Source organism: Pedobacter paludisoli (assembly GCF_052344095.1).
Lineage (GTDB): Bacteria > Bacteroidota > Bacteroidia > Sphingobacteriales > Sphingobacteriaceae > Pedobacter.
Genome location: NZ_CP179926.1, coordinates 4619708 through 4645886 on the forward strand (window position 1 = coordinate 4619708; position 26179 = coordinate 4645886).

At 36.6% G+C, this 26179-nt stretch carries 23 protein-coding genes; 6 read left to right on the top strand and 17 right to left on the bottom strand.

All coding sequences use genetic code 11. The features are described from left to right. Nucleotides 1-116: 116 nt before the first annotated feature. Nucleotides 117-1448 carry a PQQ-dependent sugar dehydrogenase gene (locus tag ACJVDK_RS19035; RefSeq protein WP_443938249.1) on the bottom strand — a complete coding sequence of 444 codons (1332 nt, stop codon included), beginning with the start codon at nt 1446-1448 and terminating at the stop codon, nt 117-119. A gap of 286 nt (nt 1449-1734) precedes the next feature. On the opposite strand from ACJVDK_RS19035, the gene ACJVDK_RS19040 reads away from it, so the two are divergent. Together ACJVDK_RS19040 and ACJVDK_RS19045 are read left to right on the top strand one after the other, a co-directional pair. Beyond that, nucleotides 1735-3954 (top strand): NADP-dependent isocitrate dehydrogenase, encoded by a 2220-nt coding sequence (locus tag ACJVDK_RS19040; RefSeq protein ID WP_443938250.1) that lies wholly within the window; start codon nt 1735-1737, stop codon nt 3952-3954. Between the two features lie 218 nt (nt 3955-4172). Further along, nucleotides 4173-4559, top strand: coding sequence for a hypothetical protein (locus tag ACJVDK_RS19045; protein ID WP_443938251.1), 387 nt, complete (start codon nt 4173-4175; stop codon nt 4557-4559). 27 nt (nt 4560-4586) lie between these two features. Here ACJVDK_RS19045 and ACJVDK_RS19050 read toward each other — a convergent pair whose 3' ends face one another. The 3 genes from ACJVDK_RS19050 to ACJVDK_RS19060 form a co-directional block, all read right to left on the bottom strand. Then, nucleotides 4587-5105, bottom strand: a complete 519-nt coding sequence (locus tag ACJVDK_RS19050) for a hypothetical protein (protein ID WP_443938252.1) — start codon at nt 5103-5105, stop codon at nt 4587-4589. 106 nt (nt 5106-5211) lie between these two features. Then, on the bottom strand, nt 5212-7017 hold the full coding sequence (locus ACJVDK_RS19055) for a DNA polymerase III subunit gamma/tau (protein ID WP_443938253.1): 1806 nt from the start codon (nt 7015-7017) through the stop codon (nt 5212-5214). 78 nt (nt 7018-7095) lie between these two features. Next, on the bottom strand, nt 7096-7962 hold the full coding sequence (locus ACJVDK_RS19060; RefSeq protein WP_443938254.1) for an AraC family transcriptional regulator: 867 nt from the start codon (nt 7960-7962) through the stop codon (nt 7096-7098). A 183-nt stretch (nt 7963-8145) separates the two neighbouring features. Between ACJVDK_RS19060 and ACJVDK_RS19065 the strand changes: the two genes are divergently transcribed. Further along, nucleotides 8146-8745 (top strand): hypothetical protein, encoded by a 600-nt coding sequence (locus ACJVDK_RS19065; protein WP_443938255.1) that lies wholly within the window; start codon nt 8146-8148, stop codon nt 8743-8745. A 66-nt stretch (nt 8746-8811) separates the two neighbouring features. On the opposite strand, the gene ACJVDK_RS19070 is transcribed toward ACJVDK_RS19065, so the two are convergent. Both ACJVDK_RS19070 and ACJVDK_RS19075 read right to left on the bottom strand, forming a co-directional pair. Further along, nucleotides 8812-9198 (bottom strand): DoxX family protein, encoded by a 387-nt coding sequence (locus ACJVDK_RS19070; protein WP_443938256.1) that lies wholly within the window; start codon nt 9196-9198, stop codon nt 8812-8814. Between the two features lie 76 nt (nt 9199-9274). Continuing rightward, complete coding sequence (locus ACJVDK_RS19075; protein WP_443938257.1) at nt 9275-10042, bottom strand: DUF1570 domain-containing protein; 768 nt, start codon at nt 10040-10042, stop codon at nt 9275-9277. Between the two features lie 312 nt (nt 10043-10354). Here ACJVDK_RS19075 and rpsF point away from each other — a divergent pair, with 312 nt between their 5' ends. The 3 genes from rpsF to rplI are packed head-to-tail and all read left to right on the top strand — an operon-like array spanning nt 10355 to nt 11431. Beyond that, entirely contained in the window at nt 10355-10711 is a 357-nt protein-coding gene (gene rpsF, locus ACJVDK_RS19080; RefSeq protein ID WP_443938258.1) for a 30S ribosomal protein S6, read from the top strand. Continuing rightward, nucleotides 10711-10974, top strand: coding sequence for a 30S ribosomal protein S18 (rpsR, locus tag ACJVDK_RS19085; RefSeq protein WP_056093004.1), 264 nt, complete (start codon nt 10711-10713; stop codon nt 10972-10974). The genes rpsF and rpsR overlap by 1 nt, the downstream gene beginning before the upstream one ends. Nucleotides 10975-10987: 13 nt before the next feature. Next, entirely contained in the window at nt 10988-11431 is a 444-nt protein-coding gene (gene rplI, locus ACJVDK_RS19090; RefSeq protein ID WP_443938259.1) for a 50S ribosomal protein L9, read from the top strand. Nucleotides 11432-11774: 343 nt separating this feature from the next. On the opposite strand, the gene ACJVDK_RS19095 is transcribed toward rplI, so the two are convergent. The 11 genes from ACJVDK_RS19095 to ACJVDK_RS19145 form a co-directional block, all read right to left on the bottom strand. Further along, complete coding sequence (locus tag ACJVDK_RS19095; protein ID WP_443938260.1) at nt 11775-12839, bottom strand: PA0069 family radical SAM protein; 1065 nt, start codon at nt 12837-12839, stop codon at nt 11775-11777. A 212-nt stretch (nt 12840-13051) separates the two neighbouring features. Beyond that, a complete protein-coding gene (locus ACJVDK_RS19100; RefSeq protein WP_443938261.1) occupies nt 13052-14962 on the bottom strand; it encodes a glycoside hydrolase family 97 catalytic domain-containing protein in 1911 nt (636 codons plus the stop codon). A 235-nt stretch (nt 14963-15197) separates the two neighbouring features. Continuing rightward, entirely contained in the window at nt 15198-16520 is a 1323-nt protein-coding gene (locus ACJVDK_RS19105; RefSeq protein ID WP_443938262.1) for a carboxypeptidase-like regulatory domain-containing protein, read from the bottom strand. Nucleotides 16521-16610: 90 nt separating this feature from the next. Further along, on the bottom strand, nt 16611-17831 hold the full coding sequence (locus tag ACJVDK_RS19110; protein ID WP_443938263.1) for a carboxypeptidase-like regulatory domain-containing protein: 1221 nt from the start codon (nt 17829-17831) through the stop codon (nt 16611-16613). Between the two features lie 92 nt (nt 17832-17923). Beyond that, nucleotides 17924-19576, bottom strand: a complete 1653-nt coding sequence (gene recN, locus ACJVDK_RS19115) for a DNA repair protein RecN (RefSeq protein WP_443938264.1) — start codon at nt 19574-19576, stop codon at nt 17924-17926. A gap of 112 nt (nt 19577-19688) precedes the next feature. Then, nucleotides 19689-21509, bottom strand: a complete 1821-nt coding sequence (locus ACJVDK_RS19120) for a M56 family metallopeptidase (protein WP_443938265.1) — start codon at nt 21507-21509, stop codon at nt 19689-19691. A 71-nt stretch (nt 21510-21580) separates the two neighbouring features. Next, nucleotides 21581-21952 (bottom strand): BlaI/MecI/CopY family transcriptional regulator, encoded by a 372-nt coding sequence (locus ACJVDK_RS19125; protein WP_443938266.1) that lies wholly within the window; start codon nt 21950-21952, stop codon nt 21581-21583. A 318-nt stretch (nt 21953-22270) separates the two neighbouring features. Next, nucleotides 22271-23164 carry a type IX secretion system protein PorD gene (gene porD / locus ACJVDK_RS19130; protein ID WP_443938267.1) on the bottom strand — a complete coding sequence of 298 codons (894 nt, stop codon included), beginning with the start codon at nt 23162-23164 and terminating at the stop codon, nt 22271-22273. Further along, complete coding sequence (gene coaBC, locus ACJVDK_RS19135; protein WP_443938268.1) at nt 23161-24357, bottom strand: bifunctional phosphopantothenoylcysteine decarboxylase/phosphopantothenate--cysteine ligase CoaBC; 1197 nt, start codon at nt 24355-24357, stop codon at nt 23161-23163. Before coaBC ends, porD begins: the two co-directional genes overlap by 4 nt. A gap of 75 nt (nt 24358-24432) precedes the next feature. Then, nucleotides 24433-24759, bottom strand: coding sequence for a DNA-directed RNA polymerase subunit omega (locus ACJVDK_RS19140; protein WP_443938269.1), 327 nt, complete (start codon nt 24757-24759; stop codon nt 24433-24435). 3 nt (nt 24760-24762) lie between these two features. Beyond that, a complete protein-coding gene (locus ACJVDK_RS19145; protein WP_443938270.1) occupies nt 24763-25692 on the bottom strand; it encodes an outer membrane protein assembly factor BamD in 930 nt (309 codons plus the stop codon). Nucleotides 25693-26179: the final 487 nt, after the last annotated feature.

Sequence of the window (26179 nt, forward strand, 5' to 3'; positions counted from 1 at the left end):
ATTACAAATTTTCTATGAAAGCTGGAAAGGGGTCTGGAATTCTCGAGTTCAATTGATCTGTACGATCGAAACTTTTTTCTAAGCTTCCATAGCACAGATGATAGGGGGTAACAACGTTATTTTGCAGCCACACGCCAAACAATGCCACTTACATCATCGGCAACCAATAGGGCTCCGTCGGGACTTTGTGTAACCCCAACAGGTCTGCCATACACTTCACCCTTTTCAGCATTCGCAATAAATCCTGTTAAAAAATCTTCCATTTTTCCAATAGGTTTTCCATCCTTAAAAGGAACGAAAGTAACTTTATAGCCGGTTAAAGAAGAACGATTCCATGAGCCATGTTGACCAATAAAAGCACCGCCATGGTATTTTTCAGGAAAGATAGAAGCGGTATAAAAGGCCAATCCTAGAGAAGCTGTATGTGAGCCGAGTGGAACATCTGGCACAAGTGTTTTTTGAACCATTTCTGGTTTTACTCCTTTTAAACGAGGGTCTTCATTATGCCCAAAATAAGCATAAGGCCAACCGTAAAATCCTCCTTCTTTTACTCCAGTAATATAATCTGGAACCAGGTTGTCACCTAAGCCATCGCGCTCATTCACTGCCGTCCAAAGTACATTTGTTACCGGAGCCCAATCCATACCTACGGGGTTTCGTAATCCGCTTGCATAGATTTTTTCACCAGTACCATCGGGGTTAATTTCTAAGATATTTGCACGACGAACTTCGTGTTCCATTCCGTTTTCACCTACGTTGCTTCCAGAACCCACGCTGATGTAAATTTTGCTTTTGTCTTTGTTGGTAAGGATGTTTCTTGTCCAGTGATTATTATAACCACCGGCAGGCAAACTGAGTATTTTTTTGCCTTTTCCCACAATTTTTGTGTCGCCGTTTTTGTACGGAAACATCCATAGGCCATCTGTATTAGCCACATAAAAATTGCTATTAATAATGGCCATCCCGTAGGGTTGGTTTAAACCGGTTAAGAACGTAGAGATGGTTTCGGCCTTCCCATCCTTATCTGCATCTCGGTAAAGAACAATGGTGTTGGCACTTTTACCGGGTACTTCAGACTTTGCTTTTCCTGACAGAGAATTTGCAATGCTTTCGACTGTACTTCTTTCAGAGTTGGATAAAACAACTAAAATATCTCCGTTTGGTGCCACTATCATGTTCCGCGGACTTTTAATTTGAGAAGCAAATTTAGTAACCACAAAACCTTCAGGAGCAACGGGGGTTTTTCCTTCTGGCCATTCAATCACTTTGCTAAATTTGTTTTTTGAAGCGTTGGTGTCAGGAGCGGGAAGATTAATCTCTTGAACATATGTTTTAGCTGTAGTATCTTTTTCGATAGAATCTGTTTGGTCGGCAGATTTTGATCCCGATTGGCAGCTGGCAAAAGATGCAGCAAGTAGAAGCCCAAAATATACATAGTGTTTTTTCATGGTATTGGTATGGATTGGATGAAGTGATTCTCTTTAGAACGTAACAAAATTGAACAAACTCTGTTTGCAAAAAGATAGACGATGAATAATTTTCCGAAACAAAACTTAGAAATAACTTAGCAATGTTCCTTAATTCAATCGAATCTTTTATCTTTAGGCGATTTTAGAAAGGGTTTTCTTTTTTAAAGTGTAAATACCGTGTTTCTGCCAAAACGAACTTCTATTTTAATCGTTTCGGATACCACAAAGGCACGGCAAGTTTCAAAAAAGTATAAATTATTAAAACATGTCAAATACATCAAAAATTATCTACACCAAAACCGATGAGGCGCCAATGTTGGCAACTTACTCGTTGTTACCCATTGTACAAGCTTTTACCGCATCAGCAGGTATTGATGTAGAAACCAGAGATATTTCTTTAGCGGGAAGAATTTTGGCAAATTTTCCTGAATATTTAACAGAGGAGCAAAAAATTGGCGATGCCCTAACAGAATTGGGTGTTTTAGCAACTACGCCAGAGGCAAACATCATAAAATTACCAAATATCTCGGCTTCAATTCCACAATTAGTGGGGGCAATCACGGAGTTACAGGCGCAAGGCTTTGCGCTTCCAAATTATCCTGCAAACGCACAAACAGAAGAAGAGAAAGCAATCAAAGCGAAATATGCAAAGGTATTAGGTTCGGCGGTTAATCCTGTTTTACGTGAGGGTAATTCAGACAGACGTGCACCTAAAGCAGTAAAAAACTACGCCAAAGCAAACCCACATTCAATGGGGGCATGGTCAGCTGATTCAAAAACAAAAGTTGCGAGCATGAGCCATGGCGATTTTTATGGTTCTGAAAAATCAGTAACCATTGCTGAAGCCACTCAATTTAAGATCGAATTTGTAGCAGAAGACGGTGCTGTAACCGAATTGAAAGGCTTATCGAACTTAAAAGCTGGTGAAGTTATTGACTGTTCAGCGTTAAGTTTATCTGCCTTAAAAGCCTTTGTTGCAGATGCAATTGCAGAAGCTAAAGCAGCTGGTGTTTTATTATCAGCGCACTTAAAAGCAACCATGATGAAAGTTTCTGACCCAATCATTTTTGGTGCTATTGTGGAAGTTTATTTTGTAGATGTTTTTGCTAAATATGCTGATTTATTCGCTGAACTGAACGTTGATACTCGCAACGGATTAGGCGATGTATATGCGAAAATTTCAGGTCATTCTAAACAAGCTGAAGTGGAAGCAGCTCTTGCTGCGGCAATTGAAAATGGCCCAGCTTTGGCAATGGTTAATTCAGATAAAGGAATTACCAATCTTCATGTGCCAAGTGATGTAATTGTGGATGCTTCTATGCCTGCTATGATTCGTACTTCTGGACAGATGTGGGATAAACAAGGAAAACAACAAGATACCATTGCAATCATTCCTGATCGTTGTTATGCAGGTGTTTATACAGCAACTATAGACGATTGTAAAGCAAACGGAGCATTTGATGTAACGACCATGGGTTCTGTGCCGAATGTTGGATTGATGGCGCAAAAAGCAGAAGAATACGGATCACACGATAAAACATTTCAAGCGGTAGCGAATGGAACAATTCGAGTAACCGATGCAAGTGGTAACGTATTTTTCGATCAAAAAGTAGAAACCGGTGATATTTTCCGTATGTGTCAAACCAAAGATGCCCCTATTCAAGATTGGGTGAAATTGGCCGTAAACCGTGCACGCTTATCAGCAACTCCAGCAGTTTTCTGGTTAGATGAGAATCGTGCGCACGATAGAGAAATCATCGTAAAAGTAAATACCTACTTAAAAGATCACGATACAACCGGATTAGATATTCGTATTTTAGCTCCTGTTGAGGCAACAAAATTTTCATTAGAAAGAATTCGCCAAGGTTTGGACACCATTTCAGTAACAGGTAACGTATTGCGTGATTACTTAACCGATTTGTTCCCGATTTTAGAATTAGGTACTTCGGCAAAAATGCTTTCAATTGTTCCCTTAATGAATGGAGGTGGTTTATTCGAAACAGGTGCAGGAGGTTCAGCCCCTAAACATATCGAACAATTTATAGAAGAGGGTTATTTGCGTTGGGATTCTTTAGGAGAGTTCTTAGCACTTCAAGCTTCATTAGAACATTTATCGCAAACGCAAAATAATCCAAAAGCACAAGTTTTGGCCGATGCTTTAGATGAAGCAAATGCGAAATTCTTAGCAACAGATAAATCTCCGGGTAGAAAGTTAGGAACCATTGATAATCGTGGTTCGCATTTCTATTTAGCGATGTATTGGGCTCAGGCTTTGGCGGCACAAACAAAAGATGCAGCTTTGCAAGCAAAATTTGCACCATTGGCACAAGCATTGACCAACGATGAAGCAAAAATTAATGAAGAGTTAATAGGTTCACAAGGTAAGCCGCAAGCAATTGGTGGATACTACCATCCAAATGATGAATTGACGGGAGTAGCAATGCGCCCAAGTGCAACATTTAATGCTGCTTTAGAAGCATTGTAGTTCTGAAATTACTTGATACAAGGCGTCTTGATTTTTCAAGGCGCTTTTTTTTTTGCAAAATTTTTAATCAAAATAGTACTCCTCCGTATACTTCTTTTTTGTAAATTTATTCGTAGGGTAGCCGCTCTCCTAAAATATACTTGCCCTACAATGCCCGTGTTTAAAACTATTTCAGTACGAAACGTGTTCAATTAAAAAATAATATAGGAGAATTTAGCATGCCAAGTAATCAAAACAAATTTTTAAGCAACGATGAGAATTTTTCGTACGACAAACATAAAGGTAGTTACGAGCTTGATGTAAAGGGAAAAGACAGTGAATACGATCATCCGATGAGCTATCAAACGGTTTCAGTAGGCGCCAAGGACGATAATTCCAGCTATGATGAAGCTAATCCCTATGTAGGAGATGAATATGCGAATGATCAAGAAATTATTGATGATGAGCTAGAAGAATTAGGCATGCACATCGACCATGGAGAAAGCGTAAAATTAAATCCTGAAGACGAAATTCTTTCCCGTACAGCGGAAGATAATCGCGATGATTTGGACGAAGAAGGCTATCCGATTAACGATAAGCCACATCATAAATTTCCAAGAGATTAATTATATCTATGTGCCGTAAGTCTGTTATTATGGATGCTGCGGCACTTTTTTTAGCACAGATTTTAGCTCAAATTCCCAATGGTTGCGGTTGTTTACCACAAATTTCTCTGTTGAACCATTGCTTAACGTAAGTTCCATACCGTTTGGAATAATCCCCAATGTTTTATAGTATGAAATTTTTTGTACATCCGTTAAAAGAATATCTAAGCGATGGTTCTGGATGTTGAAATTGTGAGATTTAAAAACAAGGCGATCAGGCAAGAGATACAGTTTGCCACCCACAGCCTCAACACCCTTAAAATGATTGGCTAAACCAAAATAAATTAGTTCATTTTCATTGATGCCTTCCAATTCCGTTTGCTTATTGATTTTTCGAGATTTAGAAAAGAAGTAAATGGCCAATCCGAAAAATAACGCCGCAATTGGAGCTGCAATTAAAGCGTTTTTTAGGCCAAACGCAAAACTCTCCAATAAACCAAATACCACCATGAATAGGAGTGAAGCGATAACTGCATTTTTAACTGAAGTATTTTTTTCGAATGACATAATGGATGATGACGAAATAATTTGAATATTTTTTTAGATACTTAGCCAAAGTACAAAAAAGCAAAAGAAGTAACAGTGAAATTTATTTTTTTTCAGTGCCCGCAATTTAAGGGAGTAGATCTAAATTGAAACGACGTCTTAATTCTTCCAGTTTGGGATTTTTATTAATTAAGTAATCGTATTTCTCACGGTTTCCATATAAGCGATTTTCGAGCTTACGTTCTACTTGTTTGTAGCACACATCTACTTCGAAATTTTGTAATTGGGTACGCAAATAATTTAATAACTCTACGGATTCTTGTTGAATCAATTGTTCTTGCGTTTTACTCTCCACCGAAATTTCAATTAATTCAGGTTTAAGTAGGACAGGAGCAAAATTATTTAAAATGGTGTACAAGTTGATTTTATCCGAATTCTTTAAGATTTGCAGATAATTATTCCAAATCTCTAAAAGGCGATCATAACTAAAACTAGTTCTAGCCTCTCCCGTCACTTTTTTAAGTTCGTTTTCATCTTCATTCAACGTTAATCGATCTAAGTCATTTAAATTCGGAATAAGCGTTGCCGCTTTATAGGTTTTCGGAATTGCAATGCTAATGGATGATGCTGTTGGCTGAGCAGTAACGCGTGGATGTGCTACGGTTTCAGGCTTTGGGGCCGTATTTGGTAAGGCAACAGGGGCTGCCGCTATTGGTTTTTCAATAGGCTGTTGAGTCTGTTCTGCAGGAACTTTGGTTTCTACACTAGTTTTTTTTTTATCCTGATCGGTGTCAGTTGCTGTATTAGGCGTGCTTAAAGGACGTTGTGCTAAATTAACGACTGAGCGTATATGGCACATTTTGATAAGTGCCAACTCTACTTGGAGCCGCTGGTTTTTAGAACTCTTATAATTTAAATCACAGGTGTTGGCTAAGTTCAGGGCTGTAAGCAAGAACGAAAGCTCTGTTTGTTTACATTGCTCTAAATACTTTTGACGGATATTTTCGCTCACTTCAAGCAATTTTAAAGTAGCTGTATCTTTTCCTACCAATAAATTACGGAAGTGAGAGGCTAGTCCATTAATGAAGTTATTGCCATCAAATCCATTATTTAAAATTTCATCAAACAATAACATCGTTTCGCTCACCTTACCGTTGGTTAAAAAGTTGGTTAGCGTAAAGAAATAATCATAATCTAATATGTTAAGATTATCGATTACCGCTTTATAGGTTATGTTTTTATTCGCGTAACTGGCAATTTGGTCAAACATGGACAATGCATCGCGTAAACCGCCATCGGCTTTTTGTGCGATAATGTGCAATCCATCTGCTTCAAAAGCAATGTTTTCGCGTTCAGCAATTTTAGCTAAGTGACTTGAGATATCTTCTACCTGAATTCGGTTAAAATCAAAAATCTGACAACGTGATAAAATGGTTGGTAGGATTTTATGTTTTTCAGTTGTAGCTAAAATAAAAATAGCATATGAAGGCGGTTCTTCTAAAGTTTTCAGAAAGGCATTAAATGCACTTTGAGATAACATGTGAACCTCATCAATAATGTAAATTTTGTATTTGCCCGATTGTGGCGGTATTCGCACCTGTTCAATTAAGCTACGGATATCATCTACAGAGTTGTTTGAAGCCGCATCTAATTCGTGAACGTTAAAAGAATGTCCGTTTTGAAAAGATTCGCAATTGGCGCAGGTTCCGCAGGCTTCCATTTCGGCTGTAGGATTTGTACAGTTAATGGTTTTCGCCAAAATACGTGCGCAAGTGGTTTTACCAACCCCTCTTGGACCGCAGAAAAGAAAGGCCTGAGCAAGTTGATTGTTTTTGATAGCGTTTTTTAATGTGCCTGTAATGTGTTGCTGACCAACCACGGTTTCAAACGTTGCCGGGCGGTATTTACGAGCTGAAACAATAAAATTTTCCATCGCTACGAAAATAGGAAAAATTTAATTCTTGCGTATCTCAAATAAAGAAATGTGGAAAAGTAGAATACTGAAAAATGACTATTTGATAATTAATTTAAGTTCCTGCCGATATTGTGAGGCACTTTTTCCGGTGAATTCATGGAATATTTTATTGAAGTGGCTAAAGTTATTAAAGCCACTTTCGTAACAAACCGTGGAAATGCCAATGTGCTTTTCAGCCAATAATTTAGAAGCGTGTACCACCCTGTATTCGTTCACAAAACGGGTAAAGGTTTTTTTGGTAATCTTTTTAAAATATCGACAAAATGAAGGAACGGTCATGCTCGATAATTCAGCAACATGATCTAAGCTGATGGGCTCCTGAAAATGATCTTTTACATAATTAAAAATCATGTTAATTCGATCATTATCCTGAACTTCTGTTTCAATGGAAAAGCCCGATGCATTTAATATGGTATAATCGGAGGTGCTTTCCAGTTTTTTTAAAACCTGTAGTAGGGTCATGAGACGCTCAAATGGAGCTTGCTTATCCATTTTTTCAATCATATTTCCTAAAGCCGCTTTGGTCTCTACGCCAAATGCAATTCCACCCTTTGCTTTATCAAAAAGCTCTTTAATCCATTTGGTTTCTTGCAGAGACATGAATGCGTTGCCCAAGAAGTCAGGTTTCAATTGAATAACGGTTTCGTTTTTATTGCCGGTGTTAGTATCTGTAAATCCACAATGTGGTAAATTACTTCCAATCAAAATTAAATCACCATCGGTATAATAGGATACGTGGCTTCCAATTTGACGCTTTCCTGAACCGCCATTTACAAAAACCATTTCAACTTCTGGGTGGTAATGCCATACATGTGCCATGTTGTTGGCGTTGTTTATATACTTTGAATAGTAAAAGCTGCTGCCGAATGACGGTTCTATGACTTCGAAGCTTGGTTTTGGCATTTTTTTAACAATTTAGGGTTGATTTTTTGACTTTAAAATATGGTTTATTGTTAACTTTCTGTTAAAAATAGGTAAAGTGAGTTAATTTTCCATATAAATTGGAAAATATGCTGGTAATTTTGAATAAAAAACTGCCATATCTTAGCAGTGTTGAATATTTAATCATCATTTAAAGTATTTGGTATGAAAAATTTTATGAAAATCGGCTTAGGGTTTGGATTATTCCTAGCGGTAACAACAGTAAATGCCTCAACAATTGATGGCGATGGATCTTTTAAAGTAAACAGTGGTAAAGAGAAGAGCATACGCTTTTACTTAAAGGATTCAAAAGATGTTAAAATTTCAATTTGTGCCGAAAACCAGGAAGTTCTTTATAAAGAGAAAGTTACTAAAAATACACCAGTATCAAAAGTATATGATTTAAAAGAGCTACCGGATGGAAAATACAGCCTTTTGGTTGAGTCGGGTACAAAAGTAACTACTTACGATTTATTGGTAGCGAACAATACAACCCTTATTTCTCAGCCATCGACTACTGCAGTTTTAAAACCAGTTATCACAAAAGAGAACGGTTTGGTAACGCTCAAACTTGCTAATTTGGATAAAAGTGCATTGGAGTTGAAAGTGCTGGATGAAAACAATGAAGAATTGTATTCAGGCGTGTATACAGACCGCTCAAAATTGTCTCAAAAATTTAACATTATCCAGTCAAATGCCAAATCATTAACATTTGTGGTTAATTACAATAATCAAAAATATGTTGAAACTATTGATAATCAATAATTTTACCTATATAAATTAGAATTGAAAGAGGTAGCTGGAGAGTTATCTCTTTTTTGTTTCTAGCTTTTAAACAGTGGCTTCAATCGCTTGAATTTTATGGTAATAGAAGTAAGAAACAGCCAAAACCGCTAATACGATAAAAGGAAAAATGGTGTTAAATCCAAAGCCGTCTACCGCTGTGTGGCTAATGCTCGCGAAGATAAAATCGAATGTAAACCCCGCATAGGCCCATTCTTTAACACGTTTAGAAAAGAAAGGTAGCATGAGTATTAGCGTTCCTGCGATTTTAAACACAACTAAGGCATTTCCAAAATACATCGGATAGCCTAGATGTTTAATTCCTTCTTTTGCCATTTCTGATTGAGAAGTTAATGCAGGCATAACGCCCTCAAATAAAAAGATTAAAGTTGTGGCAATCCAATAAATAATCTTATCCGATTTTTTAGCTTTCATGGGTTTTATATTTGATTTACTCAAATTTAATAAAACTTCAAGTATTTTAAAAAGGCAAAAGAGATATCGTGTTAAATTAACTTCCTCTATAAAAATAATAAAAGCGATTGTAAGCGGCTTCGAAGGTGTGAAAATTGCCTCCATATGTAAGTGCGATAGCTTTTTCGGAGCTTGTTCCCGTTTTTATTAGGCGGATGATATTCTTTAAAGCCTCACTATTTTTGCTTTTAATGAAAAAGAATACAATGCTATAAGCGGTACTGTAATTATCGGTGATATCTTCTTTATAAAAGCGGCCATCGTTTGTTTTAAAGAAGTTACGCAGGCGCGTGGTATCGTTTAGGGCTATTCCTTCTTTAATGAGCTTTATGCGTCCGCTTTGTGGATAGGAATAAAGGGCCCCTTTTTCGTCGAGATCGAAGGTTTCGAAAAATTCGGCTAAGCCTTCGTTTAGCCATTTTGGTGCGATGGCGCTGTTGGAATGAAACAAACTGTGGCTGGTCTCGTGTAAACAAACGGATGTAAAATTGGAATTTTTTAATAGGTACGCTTGGTTTGTTTGGGGTACGTAAAAGCCATCGGCTTGTTTAAATACGCGTGCGGAGTCTTTAACGGCTTTAAAATCTTTGTTTTTGCCATAAAGCGTGATGTTAATGGGGGCAAATAGGTTGTTTTCAGTTTGGAAAATTTCGTTGTAAAACATCCGTTGATAGGTAATTAGCTTCTCGATTTTCTTTTGTTCTTTTTCGACGATGGTACAGCTTATTGTTTTTATATGAACGTATTGTGCTTGTAGTTGCAGAGAAATAGTGAGGGTGATTGTGAGCAGAAATAATAGACGCATTGGTGTTTTTTTTTTGAAGATAGGTTGTTTTTAAGGAAGGATGAAATTTTTAAGCGTTTTATGTTTGGATAGGTGCATTGTTTTTGCCTTGAAACCTGATAGGAGCGGGCACGAAATGCAATGGAGTAAAGCGGATAGCGGGGCTGCTGCGGGCTATTAACCACTGTTTTTGCTTTGCTAAATGAGGATTTGGGCTTTTCTTTGGTTGAAAAGATTGTTTATGTGTGTATTGTTTTGTTTTTAAGTAATTTATTGTTACTTTTGCAACCCGAATTATATCGGAATAAACAATTAAAAATTAAATAAATAACAATGAATCAGTACGAAACTGTTATCGTTCTAACCCCGTTGTTATCTGAAGAAGCTGCAAAAGAAGCTATGGCTAAATTTAAAGCAGTTCTTACTGATAACGGAGCCGAAATTATCCAAGAGGATAGTTGGGGTTTGAGAAAATTAGCGTATCCGATTGCAAAAAAATCAAACGGATTTTTCAACTTAACTGAATACAAAGCTTCAGGAGATTTGATCGCAAAATTAGAGCTTCAATTAAAACGCGATGAGCGTGTGTTACGTTTTTTAACTGTACGTTTAGACAAACACGCTATTGCTTACAATGAGAAAAAGCGTAGTGGTGCTTTTAACAAAAAAACTAAGGAGGTAGCAGCGTAATGGCAAGAGAGCAAATTCAATACGTAACTGCCCCTAAAGTAGAGGATAATCGTAAAAAATATTGCCGTTTCAGAAAAAACGGTATTAAATACATTGATTACAAAGACGCAAATTTCTTGTTGAAATTTATTAACGATCAAGGTAAATTATTACCACGCCGTTTAACTGGTACTTCGTTAAAATTCCAACGTAAAGTGGCTCAAGCCGTTAAACGTGCTCGTCACATTGGTTTGTTACCTTTTGTTGCTGATCAATTAAAATAGGAGGCTAGCTGATATGGAAATTATTTTAAAACAAGATATTAAAGGCCTTGGTGAAAAGGATGATGTAGTAGTAGTAAAACCAGGTTATGGTCGTAACTACCTAATCCCTCAAGGATTCGCAGCTTTAGCTACTGCTTCTGCTAAAAAAGTTTTAGCAGAAAACTTAAAGCAAGCAGCGTTTAAACAAGATAAAATTAAGAAAGATGCTGAAGGTATTGCTGAACGTTTAACTGATGTTAAACTTTCTATCGGTGCTAAAGCAGGCGAAAGCGGTAAAATTTTTGGTGCTGTTAACACAATCCAAATCGCTGAAGCATTAAAAGCACAAGGCTTTGATGTTGACCGTCGTCGTATTACTTTCGAAACTGAACCTAAATTTGTTGGTGACTACGTTGCTAACTTAAACTTACACAAAGAAGTGAAAGTTCAGGTTCCTTTCGCAGTAATTGCTGAGTAATTTTTCTTTTCCCGTTTAAAGGGATAGATATTTAAAAAAAGGTGTTCAATTTTTGGACACCTTTTTTTGTTGAATGGTTAATTAGTCATTAATTAGTAGTGAATTGGTGAAATAGTAAATTTGTCCTTTGAGAGATTGCCTCAACTCGCGCTGGTCCAGTTTCGCAATGACGATTTTTTTTAACTTCTTGTTCTTTTCTCCTTTATCCTTGTTTTTTTAATCGAAGCGGTACGCAAAGAAGACGCAAAGTTGTTAGGCGCCAAACTCTTGATACTACTACCTATGACTCACTACTTAAAACTTACTACTCACTACTTAATACTTTAAACTTACTACCTAAAACCTAAAACAAACGCATTTGTGCCTGAGGCACGCAGAATTTGGAGTTATCGAGGTGAATTTCTGTTTTGTTTAGGTTGTTTAGCCGACAATGAAGTTTAAAACTGTCGCTAATCAGTTTAGCAATGTTGCCTTCGCCTCTCATACGCTGACCAAAACGTGAGTCGTTCACTTGGCCTCGATGGCAACTTTGTATCATGTGCCACACCTTTTCGTACCTATCGGGATAATTTTTTTGAAGCCAATCTTCAAAAATACCACCGATTGCACCATTTAATCGTACCACAATATAACTCGCTTGAATGGCGCCAGCTGCTGAAATAGCTTTTAAGATTTCTGGTATCTCATGATCGCTTAATCCAGGAACCAAAGGTGCAACCAATACACCTACAGGCACACCAACTTTTGTTAATTCTTCTACAATTTTTAAACGTTGCTTGGCTGTAGTGGTGCGCGGTTCCATGGCCTGCCGTAATTTTTCGTTTAAACTGTTAATGGATACATACACCATGCATAAATTGTGTTTTGCCAGTTGACTTAGTAAATCTATATCCCTCAGAATTAACACATTCTTGGTGATGATGCTAATGGGTTGCTTGTAGTCGAGGGCGATTTGAAGAAGCTGACGCGTTAGTTGAAATTTCCGTTCAGCTGGCTGATAACAATCGGTGTTTCCGGATAAAGAAACCGTGCTAGCATCCCATCCTTTTTTCTCTAAAAATTTTTTAAATAGGGCAGGGGCATCTTTTTTTACAATAATTTTGCGCTCAAACTCTAATCCGGCGCTGTAACCCCAATATTGATGCGAATTGCGCGCATAGCAGTAGGTGCAGCCGTGTTCACATCCTTGATACGGATTAAGTGAGTAACGCATCCCAGTATCCGGACTTTCTACTTTATTAACAATCGTTTTGGAATGATCGAAGATATAACTCGTTTTTTTGTCACGCTCTTCCCAATCGTCAATGGCTTCTGAATGCTCTTTTATGTAAAGGTCTTTTAAAAATTTGTTATGAGGATTAATTTGTGCTCCTCTACCTTTAAAATATGTTTTCTCGTGCTCATTCATTCGAGTAAAAATACTAAAATTTTTAGTATTTTTACTCGGATACCACAGCTTTTTTTGCCTTTCCATCTGAACAAATGGAAATTGACAGGAGGTTTATCGCAGGTATTTTAATTCTTATAAGGAATTTTTCTTTTATGCAGCAGGTATTTAATGAATATTTGTGACAATATTTATAAAGCAGACGATTGGTATATGAACTTGTTTTGAAAAGCTTAGTTCATTTGTTTTAAATAGATGGCATTGCCTCCACCTGGAGCTAATTTTAGTAACAGTTTAGTGTCTGCATTTACCCGTTGTTTCCTGATGGTATATGCCTCTTTGTTATGGAGAAAGTGGCTGTTCGGAGCATCCTCATAAAACGTGGCTTCGTAGGATTTATTTCTCGGTAAAAAATTTAAATCAATACGTAATGTTCTTTCGCTTCTATTTGTTAAGGAACCAATAAACCAATTTTTCCCAGATTTTCTTGCAATTGATACGTATTCATCCAGTTGAGCATCGAGTACTTTTAAACTGTCAAATTGGGCAGGTAAAACCTTAATAAAGGCTAATAATTCAGGCTTCTTTTTGTATTCTTCTGGGCTATCTGGTAATACGATTAATCCTGAATAGATGGCAACAATTTTAGCGAGTTCAGCAGCAACCGTACTTGGAATTGGTTCAAACACCTTAGTTCTATTGATGTGCGCATTATTTAAGCCAAACCATCCATTGCATAAATCTAGCGGGCCCGCAATCATGTTAATTAACGGTTGATTTACTGCGGTTTCTGGAAATACCGATTTTTTTGCATCGGCTTGTGAATGGCCAAATTCTTTCGTTAATAGATTTGGAAATGTTCTGTTTTCGCCATTGGGGGCAATGGGGCTATCATGAAAATCAACCATTAATTTATATTTAGCGCAAAGCTCGATGACTTTTTTGGTTTGTAATACTTTTTCATAGGCTGTTCCTTTCATGAAACCATATTTTATACCTACTGCACCCCAGTCTGAAAATTGTTTCAAAATATGTTCTAAACCAAATTGTTTAGCCCCCACGTCGTTTAAATATAAAAATATACCTACATTTTTCGCTTTTGCATATTTTAAACAACCGTGTATATCGATGTCTTTTTTGGGTGTGGTAGGGTTGGATTCATGGCTAAATTCGGCGCCATACCAATCGGCATCAATCACTAAATATTGAATGTTATTTTCTGATGCAAAGTCAATGAGTTTGTTATGTGATTGGGTGTTACCGCCATATTCAAAACCATCCTCCGTTTTATATCCCCAAATGCGCCAATCCCACACCGCTTTGCCGGGTTTAATCCAAGTAGCATTTTTGATTTTGTTCGGCTCACTTAAGTTTTCAATTAAATCAGACTCTACAAGGTCGCCTATCTTTTCGCCTACTAAAAACGTTCGCCAAGAAGTGTTAAATAATTTTTTTTGGATGCCATACTGGGTATTGAATTGCATGGAAATGTCGTTTGAAGAGGCGTTTACTGAAAATGGCGCTAGATTTTCTATAGCCGATTCATGGATTGCCATATAGATATTGTTATCAAATTTTAGCACAACAGGTGTATTGACTTGCTTTAATTTTTTCTCTGACCTTCTGATAGGTCCCAGATTATGGTTTTCATGATTATATGCCCAGTAACTATAATTTTCGCTGAATGCTAGATTGGTTAGCTCTTGTGTAATTTTGATACTATCTTGGAATGATTTCGGATTAAATGCATATCTATACGCGAAGCCTGTATCGAAAACTCTAAAGATTAATGTATAGTAGTTAGAAAGCTCATTGGCCTTTTTTACGTGTAATTCGTATTCTTTATAGTTGTTTTTTACCTGCAATTGCTTTCCATTAATACTTTGCCAGCTTTCATTAATCGTTTTTGTGAGACCTTGCGTAACGACTACATCTTTACAAAAGTCTAGACCATTTATATGCAGTCCGATAGTAGATTTTGTCAGAATTTGTTTTCCTAGATAGGTAACAGATAACGTATTAGTATGACCCTCGTTTAAAAAATTTAGGACCAATTTTCCATTGGGGGAACGGAGGAATGTGGCATTCGCTGTTGATATCTTTAAGAGGAATAAGGCAATTAATAAGGTTGTTTTGTAGGGCATGGTTTTATGGAAGATAGCTCTGTCTTTTCTGCTTAGTGATCGCTTGTTAATTATTTTTCTCCGTGTTTTAATAAGGATTTATGAAAAAAATCTTTTTGATTCGCTCAGTAAACGTCAATAGAATAGATATAAGGATTAAAAATTGGACGGAAAATACAAATAATAGGGCTATTATTTGTTAAAAACTAACAAATAATAGCCAAATGCCTTCATCGCTAATAGCTGTGGAGGTCGTTTATTGCTTTTTATTTTGAGGGATGTAATCCATGGGAACCATGTCGGCAATTTTTTCATATGCCCAGTACCCTTCAAATAGGAATGATTTGGAATCGTAAATACCTCCATTTTGGTAAAAACGAACAGGACCTTCCATTAAATTGACCACCGATATTTCGTTTTCAGGCACCGTAAGGGGGCGGAAAATCCAGAAACCAGTTTTAGAATAGGCTAACGATTCTTTTTCTTTGGTGTATTGTACACATAAAGCATCGGTGTAATTCATCCATTTTAAATCTTGGTTGTAGGTATGAACCAAGGTATCTACCAGTATGGGAATCTCTGAAAATTTATCAACGGTCCTTGGTAAATCACGTTGATGATACCAAAAATTTAGGGCCGCCGTATCGGCGATGGAAGCTACTTTACGAATACCCGTTTTAACAGGAAGCGTTTTCAATCGTGCAATGTTTTGATTGATAATGTAATCAGAGGCACGATGTGAATTGGGTACCTTTAGCATTTTGGTTAAAATGAATCCTTCTTCTTCAATTTTGTTCGCATAAAGTGAGCGAAAGAAATGCTGTGATGAGCCATAATAAGCAATTTCTCTTGCAGCAATGTATTTTTTCTTTTTGGACGCCGAGGCTTTTAATTCCTCGAAAAAAGGATGCCCAGAATAGTAAATGATATGCGTTCGTGAATTATATTCGAAATGATCAAGCATGTATTTAAGGCGATAACCAAGGGCTTTGTTTTCGACAATTAAAAAATCGTTGCTGGATACTGTTAAGGTACTTTTCGTTACATCAAAGTCAACGTTTAATACTTGGGGATTCAAAACCTTACATTGCGCTGCATTGGGTGTTTTTCCAATAAAAAATTCCTTAAATTGATTGATGTATTTTTGCCGATTAGGGTCTGCGCGTATCACCACTTCATTTAATTGAACGGTATTTTCTTTCAAAATCATGTCAACCACAACCGATTTATCCGCAATAATTACACTTTTTGAGAAAGGTAAATATCCCACCATTTGGACCAAAAGGTCATAGCTGCCTGGCTTTAAGTTTCGTAAGCTAAATTTACCATCACCATCTGCAACAGTAGCAATTTTGTAGCCGCTAATGTATACGCCAGCACCTGGCAATATGCCTTTTACATCGCGAACGGTACCACTAATAGAATATGTTGTTTGTGCATGTGCATTAGCGCCCATTAGGATGAAAATAAGGGCTACTAAAAGGTATTTAAACATAAGACGAATGTAACCAAAAGCTATAAGTGTTAAAAATGTGAAAGTAGGATTTAACACTTTTAACATCTTTTTTATAAATCTCATAGGTTTTGAAAATCTATGAGGTTTGAGTCCAAGAACTTTTCCAATGCACCTTAAAAATCAAACTTGTTTTTTATCATAAAAATAGATGCTTTAGTTTTTAGGAGGCATATAGTCAATTGGAACACTATCGGCAACTTTTTCCCATGCCCAATATCCTTCAAATAAAAAAGATTTTGGATCGTAAATGGAACCGTTGGAATAGAAAAATGCGGGGCTCACTAGTATGTTGAGCAAAGAAATTTGATAATTAGGAATATCCAGTGGGCGTGAGATAGATTGATTAAGAACACTCGTGTATTCATTGGATTCTTTTTCTTTCGTGTACATTACATATAGAGCATCCGTAAAATTTATAGATTTTAAATTTTGATCATACGTATGTACCAATGTATCGGTTAATACGGGTTGTTTATTTAAATAGGAGATTGATTGGGCCAACCTTTTTTTGGCTAACCAGTAGTTTAAAGAATCACCTGGCTGAATAACAAGACTCTTTGTGGCGAGGTCTGTTCGAGAAGTAAACTGTTTTACTTTGGCATTTATTAAACTATCACTTGGGCGAGTCGGATTGTCTTTTTTTACCAGTTTATAAATGATATAACCATCTTCATGGGTTGTGTTTTTGTATAAGGATTGAAAGAAATGTTGTGGGGATCCTAAATAGCTTTCCAACCGCTTTTTAGACCATTTTTTCTTTTTACTCGCTGATGCTTTTAAATCTTCATAGTTAGGATAACCTTCGTAATAGATAATTCTTGTTTTTTTATTGTATTCGAAATTTTTAATGAGATAATTTATTTTGTATCCAAGGGCTTTATTTTCAATTACGAGAAATTTCTCTGTCTTAACGCTTAAAATACCGTTTGTATAATCAAGGATGATAACCTCTGGATTTAAGATTTTACATTCTTTTGCATTGGGTGTAGTACCAATAAAGAACGATTTAAATAGGTTAATGTATCTTTGGCGATTGGGATCGGCTTTAATGGTTACTTCCGAAAGTTGGGTAACACTTTCTTCTAGTGTTATATCCAATTGAACAGGTTTATTGGTAATTACAACATTGCGATTGGTACTTTTATAGCCAATGAGTTGCACCAAAATATCGTAATTGCCAGGTTTTAAGTGAAGGGTATAGCGGCCCTCATTATTAGCACTGGTAGCAATTTTGAAACCGCTGACATACACGCCAGCGCCCGGAAGTATCTGATTTTTCTGATCTTTGATGATTCCCGTTAATGGAAAGCTTTCTTGAGCGTTAACGGTAGTTGAAGCAAGTAGGATAAAAATGGCGATAAATAGGTGTTTCATTTAACTAATATTTTAGTTGATTTAGGCGTAAAAAAAAGCCCAAAGGCTTTTAATAAAGTTAATAATAATTTACATAGCACTCAAGAAAAAAATTATTGTAGCAATTCTTTTGCATTTTCAATGGCCGAGGCACCTGGATTTTTACCGCTTAACATTTCAGCAAGTGCTTGAATGCGCTCTTCTTGTTTTAATTTTCGGATACCAGTGGTCGTTTTCCCTGTTTCATCATTTTTATACACAAAGTAATGCGAATTTCCTTTTGCAGCAATTTGTGGTAAGTGTGTGATGGATAGAACTTGCATGTTGTGGCCTAATTCTGATATAACTGCGCCAACTTTGAGTGCCGTTTCTCCGGAAATACCGCTGTCAATTTCGTCAAAAATGATGGTTGGTAACGCGGTATATTTCGCTAAAAGTGCTTTAATGGCTAACATTAAACGCGACAATTCTCCTCCAGAGGCAACTTTGCCTACCGGAGCCGGTGCTTGTCCCGCGTTGGCGCTAAACAATACAGTAATTTCGTCTTTTCCATCTTTGTTTAATTCTGCCAAAGGTACTTGTTGAACAACCAATTTAGCATTCGGCATGCCCACTTGCATCAGTGTTAAACGTGTTTGTTCTTCTACAATTTTTACAGCATGAGCGCGGTTTGCACGTAGTTGATCTGCCTGCTGATGAAGGCTGGCTTGAAGGAGTTCAATTTCGGTACCGAGCTTTTCAATTTGTTCATCTGACGATAATAGTTGCGTTAAATTGCTTTCCAATTGCGCCTGCAAAGCAATTAGCTCATTTAATGTGCCTACACGGTGTTTTTGTTGTAGATTGTACAACAAGTCTAAGCGGCTATTCACCATTTCCAGGCGTTCCGCACTGTGAATAGTGTTTTCTTCAATGGTAGAAATTTCGGCGGCTACATCTTTAATTTCAATAATGGAAGATTTAAGTCTTTCGAAAAGTGTTTGAATCGATGAATCGAACTTTTCAACACTTTGAACATGTTGTTGTGCTTCTTTTAAAAGGTGTACAGCCGAAGGTTCGCTTTCCGTTAATAGACCAGCTGCCATAAACAAAGCTCTTTTAATGGTTTCAGCATGGGTTAAACGTTCTAGTTCTTCTTCTAATTCTGCTTGTTCGTTCTCCTTTATATTGGCTTGTTCCAATTCGTTAAACAGAAACTGTTCATAATCGTGCCTACTTCGCGCTTCATTGGCCTCTGCAACAAGCAAATTGAGTTGATTTTTAAGCGATTTTAATTTTTTATAATCGGTGCGATAACTGCTTAATAAAGTGCCATGATTGGATAAAGAATCAACCATCAATAATTGAAAGCTACTATCATTAAGTTCTCGCGTTGCTTGTTGCGAGTGAATATCAATCAGTTTTTCGCCAATCAGTTTTAGTGTTGTTAGATTAACAGGTGTATCGTTAATGAATGAACGAGATTTCCCATCAATGGATATTTCTCGACGTAAGGTACTTTCCTTGAAGTAATCTAAATCATTTTCTTCAAAAAGCGTTTTTAAGCTATCATCATTAAATAGAAAGTTTCCTTCGATGATACACTTTTTGTCTTGATTAAAAAAATACTTGCTCTCGGCCCTTTGGCCTAAAATTAAGGATAATGCGCCTAATATAATCGATTTTCCCGCTCCAGTTTCGCCGGTGATGATGTTTAAACCAGCATCAAATTCGATGTCAAGGCCATCAATTAATGCATAATTACGAATAGAAAGTTTTTGAAGCATAGCATTGCGAAAATAAAACATTAAACTGGTTAGCACTAAAAATAGTAGGATTTTTTTAAACAAAAAAAGGCGAAGAATTTTCTTCGCCCCGTAGGATTTATTTGTGTGTTATTTATTTCTGTTTTGCTTTTTCAGTAGCTTGTTTTTCTTTTAAGGCTTTTACATCTTGTTCAAATTTCTCTTTTAATTTTTTGTACTCTTGCGAATTGCGAAACTCCTCACTATCTCTGTACGTTACCTTAAGTTCGGTTAAATTTGATAACCTTTTCTCTTCGATTTTTATTCTGCTAAGGTCTGCTATCCGCGCACTAAATTCTGGAGATTTGATTATTACCAAAGCCGAATCTCTCATTTTTTTAAACTCTGGAGATTTGAATACCACAAGGGCTGAGTCGATCATCATTTTGAACTCTGGAGAATTTACTCTTTTATCTATAGCTTTCGCTTGAAGGTCAATTTCAGCCATTTTAGCTTTCCATTCTGGAGAGTTCATTCTTTTATCCATCGCTTTCGCTTGTGCTTCCATTTTGGCAATTTTAGCTTTCCATTCAGGCGAATTCATTTTTTTGTCCATGGCTTTTGCTTGCACTTCAATTTTAGCTATTTGTGCTTTCCATTCAGGCGATTCAAATTTCTTGCTTAAGTTAACACAAACAGCAGTATCAATAGTGTAATGAAATGAATTACTATCCATTTTAATGATGATTCCTTTGCCACCCAGATTGATGTTTTCCGTGTAGAACGTTTTCTTTAAACTATCAGGTAATTCAGCAACCGAATTATATTCTTTTTTCGTTCCATTGGCATCAACGGTAACAATTTTTATTTTATTTTTTTTGCTGGTGTCGTTGCAAAGACTGGTTTGCAAGGCAAGTTGGGTATTCAGATTTGAGGTAAATGTTATTTTGGTACTGCGTTTTTGAGTTTTTTCTTTTTTCTCTGATGGGTTAATCCAAGCAATTGAAAATAGACAGGCTAAACCAAGCGTTAGTGCTGCCATCTGTTGCTTTGCATTTAAATAGTTCGTTTTCATATTCGTTATTCGTTTTATGCGTTGGTAAAGGTTTTGACTTTTGCCAGTTGCTGCTAAGGCATACGCTGGACTATTTTTATCTTTTAGTAGTTCTAATTTTAATAAAGCATGTGCATAGTTTAACGGTTTTCCGGTTAACTTTAAAACCAAATCATCGCAGGCATGCTCGCGCTCAATATGTATGAAACGACCCGCTAACCAAACAAATGGATTAAAGAATAGAACCGTTTCAATGGCTGTTTTAATCAAATTTAACAAGAAGTCATTTCTTCTGATATGCGATAATTCATGTATCAAAATGGCTTCAACCTGCTCCGTTTCTAATTGATTAACCAAAGCCAATGGGAATAGCACAATAGGTTTTAAGTAACCAATAACCAAAGGAACATTTACGAGGCTAGAAATTTCAAATTGTATTTTCTTACGGATACTCAGTTTATTTACCACAGCCTCAAAAATAGTATGCCACTCTTGTGGGATATTGCTTAAGCCGTTGTTTTTGTATTTGTTTAATCTGTAATAACCTTTTGTAATGACAAATAGTTGGAGTAAAACACCCACAAGGTAAAACAAAACAATGATGGGGAAATACTGCTCAGCTTTCGCACTAAAACTTGGCGGTACCTGATTGAGGTAGCTTGTAGGTAGGATGAAAGGCTTGTTTTCCGAAGTAGCCGTGTTACCACTACTGATGACCAAATGGTGCGCAAAATTGTAACAAAACGAACCAAACATGGCTACTATGGAAACAAAGGCTAAATTATGCTTGTATTTAGCACCCATTTTTGGTAGGCTAAAAAGTACAATAAATAGGAGGCCGTAAATAATGGCACTTTGCCATAAAGAGTTTAAAATGCTCCAGCCAAATGCTTTAATAAATTGTTGCACTAAGGTTTCCATAATCAATGGTATAAGGTTGTTGGTTTTGGTTAATGACTATCCCCTTCTTTAATCTCCCTCGTATTTGCGTGTTATTTTTGTTCTAAACTTTCTAGATATTTTTTTATTTCGTCAATTTCATCAGCACTGGCACTGTGATTACCTAAAGCCTGCATAACCAACCGCGCCGCCGATCCGTTAAAAACATGGTCAATAAATTTATTAACCAATTGCTTTTCGGTATTCGCTTGTGTAATTAACGCAGTATAAACATGTGTTTTTTGGCTGGTATCTCTACTTACCATTCCTTTTTCATGCATAATTTGCATTAATTTAAGCGTGGTCGTATAGCCAGAATCTTTTTTGTTCAGTGCTTCGTGTACGGCTCTTACAGTTGCGGTTTTGTTTTTCCATAACACCTGTAGAATCTCCATTTCTCCTTCGGTAGGTTTTATATCGCTCATCCCTGTGGTTTTATATATGTACGAATAAATTCGTATTCAAATGTACGAAGTTATTCGTAATAACAAAATGTTTTAACAAATTTTTAACAAAATGGGGGATTGGAGGTCTTTAATTACCTAATAAATAGGTGTTTGAAGGGAGTAATTTGTTTAGCATTCAATAATTTCCTGATCATTTAACATTCTACAATCGGCTTTCAATCTAATTTTTTTTGCTTAAAGCCAACGGGAAAAATAGTAGTCGGTTTTTCAAAAAAATGCAAAGTGTTAAACATTTACTCATCACGAAAGTACTCTTTGTACCAGGACTAGGTGGTCTTAGTTTTTACGGAGGAGTTCATACTTGCCAATGTTAGCCGGATCAACCTCTACCAACATGTTATACGCTTTTACACGATCTTGTCCTTGTAATTTAGCAAGTACGTTGGTAATTTCTTCTGCTTTTGAGGCGAAATATACATTCGGAAAAATAGAACCCAGTTTCTGTTTATCCATTTCCGTTAAAGCAGGTAGCGCATTTAAAATATTCATTAGCCCTTTATCGCGCATGGTTAGCTGATCCAATCCGCCAAAATGGTAATTATAAATAAAATTGCGCAGTTCGCCATAAATTGGATTTAAGGTATTTTCATTAAACCAAAAGCGATTCCGCAATCCATCAACTGCTTTCCAGCCTAAATTTGGCGAAGTTTGAGCTAAATTGATAATGTTTTGGGCCTTTTTGAAATAAATAGTTCCGCCCATTTTACTAAAGCTATCTTTGTCTAAACCAATAATGGTGTATGCATAATAGGTAAGAAGCGAGCTAATATTAGAAATGAAAGTCTGATCTGAAAAATCAATGGTTGCGCCATCGTTAAAATTAAAGTCGAAATTTTTATCACTCATGTTTAACAAGGTGCTGTTATAGGAAGAATTGTAAACGGGTCGGCTGCTTTGAATCTGCGCTTCACCTGTATAACCTGAGCCACCATCCCAAGAGGTAATGGTGATAACAAAGTTACAGCTAATGCGCTCAACCGCTTGATAACTTTCGTTGCTAAATTTGTTGTTGTTTAAAAAATCGCGGATGGTTTTTTGCAATACATCTACCGTAGCCTTGTTTATATTCGATACTTGCGGCGTTAAAATTGTAACACGGGCATTTAGCTCCTGTGCCATTACTTTACTAAAACCAAACAATAGGAATATAAAAACAAGTCTTTTTATCATTTTAAAATTTTTAAGATTGCTAAGCAAATATCTTTAGCAACATCAGTTTTTAATTTAGCTTCGTATACTGTGCGTTCTAAATCTTTATTAAAAATAGTAATTTTATTGGTGTCTAATTTAAAACCTGCCTTTTTATCGTTTAGAGAATTTAAAACAACTAAATCCAGATTTTTCTTTTCAAGTTTACCTTTTGCATAGTTTTCTTCATCATTGGTTTCCAGTGCAAAGCCAATCAAAAGTTGATGCGGTTGTTTTTTCGTACCCAGGGTTTGTAAAATATCTACTGTTTTTTCTAGTGCTAAATGGAAGGTGCTTTCTTGTTTTTTAATCTTTTGATCTGCCACATTTGCGGGGCGATAATCCGCCACGGCTGCACACATCACGGTAATATCAGTTTGTTCGAAATGAGCTAAACAAGCTTCTAACATATCCTGTGCACTCACCACATCAATGCGTGTCAACACTTGATTCGCTTTTTGTGCAGTAGGACCAGCAATTAAGGTAACATCGGCGCCTAAGGCTGCTAATTCATCGGCTAAAGCAAAGCCCATTTTGCCAGATGAATGATTACCTATAAAACGTACCGGATCGATAGCCTCATAAGTAGGACCTGCGGTAACCAGTACTTTCTTCCCATAGAGTGGGGAGGCCAACTTTAAGGTACTTTCTAAGAAATCAATAATCTCTTCTGGTTCGGCCATTCGGCCTTCTCCATACAATCCACTAGCCAGTTCACCATTTCCGGGTGAAATAACCGTATTGCCAAAAGATTCAATTCTTTTAATGTTTTGCCGCGTACTTTCGTGCTTCCACATATCTAAATCCATAGCAGGTGCTACATACACGGGACACTTAGCAGAAAGATAGGTAGCGGTAAGTAAATTGTCGCATATCCCATTCGAAAGTTTCGAGAGTGTATTAGCGCTAATTGGTGCAATAAGCACTAAATCGGCCCATAAACCAAGTTCCACATGGTTGCTCCATACGCCGGTTTCTTCTTCGAAATATTGGGTGTAAACAGGGTTTTTCGAAAGCGTAGCAAGCGTTAGTGGTGTAATAAAATTAGCACCATCAGGGGTAAGGATAACCTTAACGTTTGCACCATTTTTAACCAAAAGCCGAACCAAAAATGCCGACTTATAGGCCGCTATGCTACCGCAAACGCCAAGGATAATATTTTTGTTTTTTAACATCGTGCATTTTGCATTGAGCCTAGAGCGAATTGCTTAAAAGAAACGCCTTGCTCTAAACGCCATGCGCTAAGCTAATTATTTTTGTTCTTTAGAAGGATTTCTGTGATAAACTTTTTCGTTTAAAAACTCATCCATCGCAACCAAAACAGGTTTAGGCAAACGCTCATAGTGTTTACTAATCTCAATTTGCTCACGATTTTCGAAAATTTCTTCTAAATTATCGTTGCTCGATGCAAATTCAGCTAATTTACCATGCAATTCCTCTTTCATGTTGTTCGAAATTTGGTTTGCTCTTTTAGCAATTACAACCAACGACTCATAAATGTTATCAGTTGTTCTGTCTAAATCATGTACATTTCTGGTAACTGTAGTATTCGGTACAGCAGGTTTATTAGTATTCATTTATTATTTGTTTTTAATATCCGTTTTATTGTTAGTAGTATCTTTTATCTTGCCGGTTCTAATCAGCATTTCTTTGTATTTAGCCTCTTCAGCAGCATACTCGGCAATTAGTTGCTTCGCCGAAACAATGCCTGCATCAATATCTTTTTTCAAACTCTTTGCATCATTCGCATATTTGCTGTCAGGGTGATGATCTGTAAATTCATCGTATAACTCAATTGCTTCAGTATAGCGCTCTTCTTGGCGATAAACCAAGCTGTTTTTCGCATATAAATATTGCGATTTAATCATCAAGAAATCCATTTCTTCCGCATATTTAATATCAGGGTAATCTCTTTGCGCATTTTTTAAGGCAATTACAGCAGCTCTGTAATTATCTGGATTACTAGGCCCGGTGGTTAAATACATTTTCGCATTTTCAAAAGCCTTGTCTTCTAATTTAAGGCGTAAGGTCGAAATGTATTTAGCTGCTGCCGCTGCACGATCGCTGTTAGGGTATAAGTTAATAAATAACTGCAACGCATCAATCGCTTTATACGTGTTTTCCTGCTCCAACGAAAAATTAGGCGATTCTAAATACAAGCAGTACGCCGACATGTAGCGCGCTTCTTCTGCATTTTTACTGTTCGTATATGTATCGGCAAAACTTTTAAATTGATAACGGGCAGTCGTATAATCCTGTAATCTATATAAAGTATATGCGTAATAATAGTTCAAATCCTCCGCCTCGGCACGGCCACGATATTTTTGAGATAGCTCTTCAAATAATATCAATGCCTTGCTATAATCTCTTTTGTTGTATAAGCGCAAAGCCTCTTGGTACTTTTTAGCAACATCGTTACTAGCCCTAAGTTTTTCAAACTTGCTCTTACAACCTGCTAGGCCAATGAAGGCAATAAATAATAAAATAAATAAGTGTTTAATTTTAAACATTCTGCAAAGATAAATAATAATACGATAACAACAATAAAAACAATTTGGGCACTAAACTATGCAAAGCAAATCAATCTGCATATTCCTTAACAAAATTTAACAAAAATGATCGGTAGGTAACTTGACATATAGCATTAGTAAACACTTTTATGGAAAAGCAATGTCAGTAACACCTATTAAAGGTAGTCCCGCCCTTCACTACAAATCCTCGATCGTGCCTCCCTGTGGGTTTTTCATTAGGGTCGGGTTTAGATAACAACCAGTTGTGCAGAACAGCACGATATACGAAAAGCGTGCTATTATATATAGGTGTATAAATTGGCCGCATCTATTTTAAGCATAAAACAGAGTGCAGAGGGCTTATTTTAACGAAATAGTTAGCCTATGTCTTATAGGAATCAAATATTTTTTATTGATAAACAGAAGGTTAAGGTTATTAAATGGAATATTATCATATTTCTCTTGGCACATAGCAGTATATTTTCTA